Below are 5,394 nucleotides of genomic sequence, written 5' to 3'. Positions count from 1 at the left end.
CCCCCTCCCCCACTCCCCTGTACGGCCGCCCCGGGGTCCCGCACGCCCCGAAGTGCGCCGATTGTTCCCAAAAACCCCTCTACGTCCAGGAGCTTTCATGCGAACCCCGAGCCGACGGAGGCCGCGCACGCTCGCCGCGGCCGCCGCAGGGGCGCTGCTCACCCCGCTGCTCGCCGGCTGCTGGACCGGCGCCGGCGGGGCGGGTTCAGGCGACTCCATCAACGTCCTCATGGTGAACAACCCGCAGATGGTCGAGTTGCGCAAGCTCACCGCGGCCCACTTCACCAAGGAGACGGGCATCAAGGTGAACTTCACCGTCCTGCCGGAGAACGACGTCCGCGACAAGATCAGCCAGGACTTCGCCAACCAGGCGGGCCAGTACGACGTCGCGACGCTCAGCAACTACGAGATACCGATCTACGCGAGGAACGGCTGGCTGCACGAGGTCGGTTCGTACGCGCGCAAGGACAGGACGTACGACGAGAAGGACATCCTGCCGCCGATGCGTCAGTCGCTCACCGGCAACGACGGCAAGCTCTACGGACAGCCCTTCTACGGGGAGTCGTCCTTCCTGATGTACCGCAAGGACGTCTTCAAGAAGGCCGGTCTGACCATGCCGGAGCGCCCCACCTGGCAGCAGGTGGCGGACCTGGCCGCCCGCGTGGACGGCAAGGAGCAGGGCATGAAGGGCATCTGTCTGCGCGGACTGCCCGGCTGGGGCGAGGTGATGGCGCCGCTGACGACCGTGGTGAACACCTTCGGAGGCACCTGGTTCGACAAGGACTGGACGGCCCGCCTGGACTCCCCCGAGTTCGAAAAGGCAACTCGCTTCTACGTAGACCTCGTTCGTGAGCACGGCGAGTCCGGAGCCGCACAGTCCGGCTACGCCGAGTGCCTCAACAACCTCACCCAGGGCAAGACCGCCATGTGGTACGACGCGACGGCCGCCGCGGGTTCCCTGGAATCCGCCAAGTCCCCGGTGAAGGGCAAGATCGGTTACGTACCCGCCCCGGTGGCGAAGACCGAGAACTCCGGGTGGCTCTACACCTGGGCCTGGGGCATGCAGAAGGCCTCGCGCAACCCGGACAAGGCCTGGAAGTTCATCTCCTGGGCCTCGGGCAAGGAGTACGAGAAGCTCGTCGGCGAGCGGATCGGCTGGTCGAACGTCCCCGCGGGCAAACGCGCCTCGACCTACGCCAATCCCGCCTACCGCAAGGAAGCCGCCGCCTTCCAGGACGTCACCCGCGCCGCCATCGAGGGGGCTCGGCCCCGCGATCCCGGCGTGCAGCCCCGCCCGGCGCCCGGCATCCAGTTCGTCGGCATCCCCGAGTTCACCGACCTCGGCACCAAGGTCTCCCAGGAGATCAGCGCGGCCATCGCCGGACGCCGGTCCGTCGAATCGGCCCTGGAGAAATCGCAGGAGCTCGCCGAGAAGATCTCCGAGGAGTACGAGGGACGATGACCGCCACCGCGAGCACCACCACGGCAGGGCACACGCGCGTGCCGGGCGCCCGCACAGCGGGGACGCCAGGAGCACCGGGAACACCGGGACGGCTGCGCGCCTGGGCGACCAGGGCGCCCCTGCTGCCCGCCCTCATCTTCATGATCGCCGTGACCCAACTGCCCTTCGTGGCGACCCTGGTGATCTCCTTCTTCGACTGGAACGCCCTCTACCCCGATGCCCGCAGCTTCACCGGGTTCGCCAACTACAGCGAGGTCCTCACCGACCCCGACCTGCGCAAGTCCGTGCTGACCACGATTCTCCTGACCGCCTCCGTGGTGCTGGCGAGCCTGGTCGCGGGGCTCGCCCTCGCACTGCTCCTGAACCGGAGGTTCAAGGGGCGCGGGCTGGTCCGCACCCTCCTCATCGCGCCGTTCCTGCTGGTCCCCGTGGCCGCCGCGCTGCTGTGGAAGCACGTGCTCTACAACCCCGAGTACGGGCTCTTCAACGGCCTGCTGCACTGGGTCGGCGGGGACTCCGCGGCGCAGCCCGACTGGGTCTCCAACACCCCGCTCCTCGCCATCGAGGCCTCCCTGGTGTGGCAGTGGACGCCCTTCATGATGCTGATCCTCCTCGCGGGGCTGCAGAGCCGCGACCCCGAGCTGATCGAGGCGGCCCGCATGGACGGCGCGAGCAACTGGCAGGTCTTCCGCCATCTGACGCTGCCGCACCTGCGTCGCTACCTCGAACTGGGCGCCCTGCTCGGCTCGATCTACATCGTGCAGAACTTCGACGCCGTCTTCACCATCACCTCGGGCGGCCTCGGCACGGCGAACCTGCCCTACACCGTCTACCAGAGCTTCTACCAGGCCCATGAGAACGGCCTGGCCTCCGCGGCGGGCGTGCTCGTCGTCATCGGCTCGATCATCATCGCGACCTTCGCCCTGCGGGTCGTCTCGTCCCTGTTCCGTGAGGAGGTGTCCCGCTGATGTCCGCTCTCGTGAAGAACCCTCCGGGAAAGGCCCGTCCCCGCGCGCGCGGGTCCGCGCTCGGCCTGGTCGCCTGGCTCGCCGGCATCCTGTTCTTCCTGCCCATCGCCTGGATGGCGCTGACCTCCTTCCACTCGGAGGAGGACGCCGCGACCAACCCGCCCTCGCTCGCCGCCTCGCTCACCCTCGACGGCTACCGGGACTTCTTCGGGACGGGCGGCGGCGCGAGCCCCTGGCCGTCCCTGATCAACTCGACGGTGGCGTCGCTCGCCTCGACCCTGCTCGTCCTCGTCCTCGCGCTGCCGGCCGCGTACGCCCTGTCCATCAGGCCCGTGAAGAAGTGGACGGACGTGCTCTTCTTCTTCCTGTCCACGAAGATGCTGCCGGTCGTCGCGGGCCTCCTGCCGATCTACCTCTTCGCCAAGAACACCGGCATGCTGGACAACATCTGGCTGCTCGTCCTCCTGTACACCTCGATGAACCTGCCGATCGCGGTGTGGATGATGCAGTCGTTCCTCGCCGAGGTGCCGAGGCCCGTCATCGAGGCCGCGCAGATCGACGGGGCGCGGCTGCCCACGATCCTCACGCGCGTGGTGGCGCCCATCGCGCTCCCCGGCATCGCCGCGACCGCCCTGATCTGCTTCATCTTCAGCTGGAACGAACTCCTCTTCGCGCGGGTCCTCACGGGCGTCGTCGCCCAGACCGCGCCCGTCTTCCTGACCGGGTTCATCACCAGCCAGGGCCTGTTCCTGGCGAAGGTGTGCGCCGCGTCGCTCGTGATCTCCCTGCCGGTGCTCGCCGCGGGGTTCGCCGCCCAGGACAAGCTGGTCCAGGGCCTGTCGTTGGGAGCCGTCAAGTGAAGGCCGCCATCATCGAGTCCGTCGGCAAGGCCGTCGTCGGGGAGCTGCCCGACCCGGCCCCGGGCCCCCGTGACGTCGTCGTCGAGGTCGCCGCGTGCGGCCTGTGCGGGACCGATCTGCACATCCTCCAGGGCGAGTTCGCACCGACCCTGCCGGTCGTGCCGGGCCACGAGTTCGCCGGGGAGGTCGTCGCGCTCGGCAGCGACGTCACGACCCTCGCCGTCGGCGACCGGGTCGCCGTGGACCCGTCGCTGCACTGCCACGAGTGCCGCTACTGCCGGGACGGCCGGGGCAACCTCTGCGAGCGGTGGGCCGCGATCGGCGTGACCACCGCGGGCGGCGCAGCCGAGTACGCGGTGGCGCCCGCCGCCAACTGCGTGCGCCTGCCCGACCACGTCCGCACCCAGGACGCCGCCCTGATCGAGCCGCTGTCCTGCGCGGTGCGCGGCTACGACGTGCTGCGCGCCCGGCTCGGCGCGCACGTGCTGATCTACGGCTCCGGGACGATGGGCCTGATGATGCTGGAGCTCGCCAAGCGCACCGGCGCGGCGAGCGTGGACGTCGTGGACCTGAACGCGGACCGGCTCGCCACCGCACAGCGCCTCGGCGTCTCGGGATCGGCGGCGGGTCCTGACGAGCTGGACCGCCCCCAGGGCTGGGACGTCGTCATCGACGCGACCGGCAACGCGGCCGCGATCCAGGACGGTCTCGACCGGGTCGCCAAGGCGGGCACGTTCCTGCAGTTCGGCGTCGCCGACTACGCGACGCGCGTGAGCATCGACCCGTACCGGATCTACAACCAGGAGATCACCATCACCGGTTCGATGGCGGTCCTGCACAGCTACGAGCGGGCCGCCGAACTCTTCGCGGCCGGTGTGCTCGACCCCGACGTCTTCATCAGCGACCGGCTGTCGCTCGCCGAGTACCCGCAGGCGCTCGACCGGTTCGCCGCCGGGGTGGGGCGGAAGATCGTGGTGGTCCCCTAGGGGGCGGAGGAGGCGCGGAGGCGCGCGGACCGTAATTCGGTACCGGCGCGGCACGGCCGGGACATACGCTCCCGGCCATGCCGAGACCTCATGGATTCACGTACGAAGAGCGCGCCGACGGAACCGTCGTGATCACCCACGGCAGCCGCGCCGCGGGAACGCTGCGCGGTGCCCGCGCCGAGCAGTTCCTGGCCGAGGCGGCGGGCGGCGACCCGCAGCTGGTGATGGCCCGCTGGACCGGCAACTACAAGCACGGGAACGAGCGGACGGCCCGCGCGCACCCCCGCAACCGCGGCTGATCCGGGCCGGTGGGCGGACCGGAAAAATCCTTCCGTGGGTAAGGGAACGGTAAAGCGGGATCGTTCGTTACCCCTGGCATGACAGCTATGACCCCTGGCTCGAACATCCCGCTGACCGCCGCCCGCGTGGCGGTGGACGTCGCCGCTCCGGTGCGGCTCGACGTATCGGGCCTGCTGCTCACCGCCGACGGCAAGGTGCGCTCCGACGACGACTTCATCTTCTTCAACCAGCCCTCCGGGCCCGGCGTGACCTACCAGTCGGGCGGCGGCACGACCCCCGACAAGGTCACCGTCGACACGGCCGCCGTGCCGCCCGGCATCGAGAAGATCGTCGTGACCGCGAGCCCGGACGCGGCGGGCCAGACCTTCCAGGGCGTCGAGCCCACCGCCACGATCCGCAACGCCGACGACGGCTCGGTGCTCGCCACGTTCACGCCGCCCCGGCTCGGCACCGAGACCGCCCTGGTGATCATCGAGATCTACCGGCGCCAGGGCGCCTGGAAGGTCCGCGCGGTCGGCCAGGGGTACGCGGGCGGCCTCGCCGAGATGCTCACCGACCAGGGACTGCCCCAGGCCCGCGAGCTGTCCTCCGCGATCAACGACGCGGTGGCCCAGGGCCTGGCCCGCTCCGTCGCCGCGCCGCCGCCCCGCCCCGCCGACGGCACCCGGGTGCGCACCGCCTCCCAGGGCCAGGACGGCCACCCGACCTCGACGCCCGAGGGCCACCCCGCACCCGCGCAGGGCCTGCCCGCGCGGCAGCCGGGCGACGACACCCCGGTCACCCCCGCCGACCAGCCGGGCGGCGGGGGTGACCGGGGT

General features: G+C 70.6%; 6 protein-coding genes. All 6 read left to right on the top strand.

What is annotated here, in order from left to right:
- The first annotated feature begins 97 nt into the window (after positions 1-97).
- Positions 98-1,462 carry an ABC transporter substrate-binding protein gene (locus AOK03_RS39875; RefSeq protein ID WP_055570201.1) on the top strand — a complete coding sequence of 455 codons (1,365 nt, stop codon included), beginning with the start codon at positions 98-100 and terminating at the stop codon, positions 1,460-1,462.
- A complete protein-coding gene (locus AOK03_RS39870) occupies positions 1,459-2,430 on the top strand; it encodes an ABC transporter permease subunit (protein ID WP_055570200.1) in 972 nt (323 codons plus the stop codon). The genes AOK03_RS39875 and AOK03_RS39870 overlap by 4 nt, the downstream gene beginning before the upstream one ends.
- A complete protein-coding gene (locus AOK03_RS39865) occupies positions 2,430-3,290 on the top strand; it encodes a carbohydrate ABC transporter permease (protein ID WP_055570199.1) in 861 nt (286 codons plus the stop codon). Before AOK03_RS39870 ends, AOK03_RS39865 begins: the two co-directional genes overlap by 1 nt.
- A complete protein-coding gene (locus tag AOK03_RS39860) occupies positions 3,287-4,276 on the top strand; it encodes a zinc-dependent alcohol dehydrogenase family protein (RefSeq protein ID WP_055570198.1) in 990 nt (329 codons plus the stop codon). The genes AOK03_RS39865 and AOK03_RS39860 overlap by 4 nt, the downstream gene beginning before the upstream one ends.
- Before the next feature lie 77 nt (positions 4,277-4,353).
- Positions 4,354-4,575, top strand: a complete 222-nt coding sequence (locus AOK03_RS39855) for a hypothetical protein (RefSeq protein ID WP_055570197.1) — start codon at positions 4,354-4,356, stop codon at positions 4,573-4,575.
- A gap of 87 nt (positions 4,576-4,662) precedes the next feature.
- Positions 4,663-5,394, top strand: a 732-nt coding sequence (locus AOK03_RS39850) for a TerD family protein (protein ID WP_244177958.1), incomplete at its 3' end; no start/stop codon positions are given.

The organism is Streptomyces atriruber, assembly GCF_001418325.1.
In the GTDB taxonomy this organism is placed as follows: domain Bacteria; phylum Actinomycetota; class Actinomycetes; order Streptomycetales; family Streptomycetaceae; genus Streptomyces; species Streptomyces atriruber.
The sequence above is the reverse complement of the archived record's forward strand: the minus strand, read 5'-3'. Positions and strand labels throughout refer to the sequence as shown.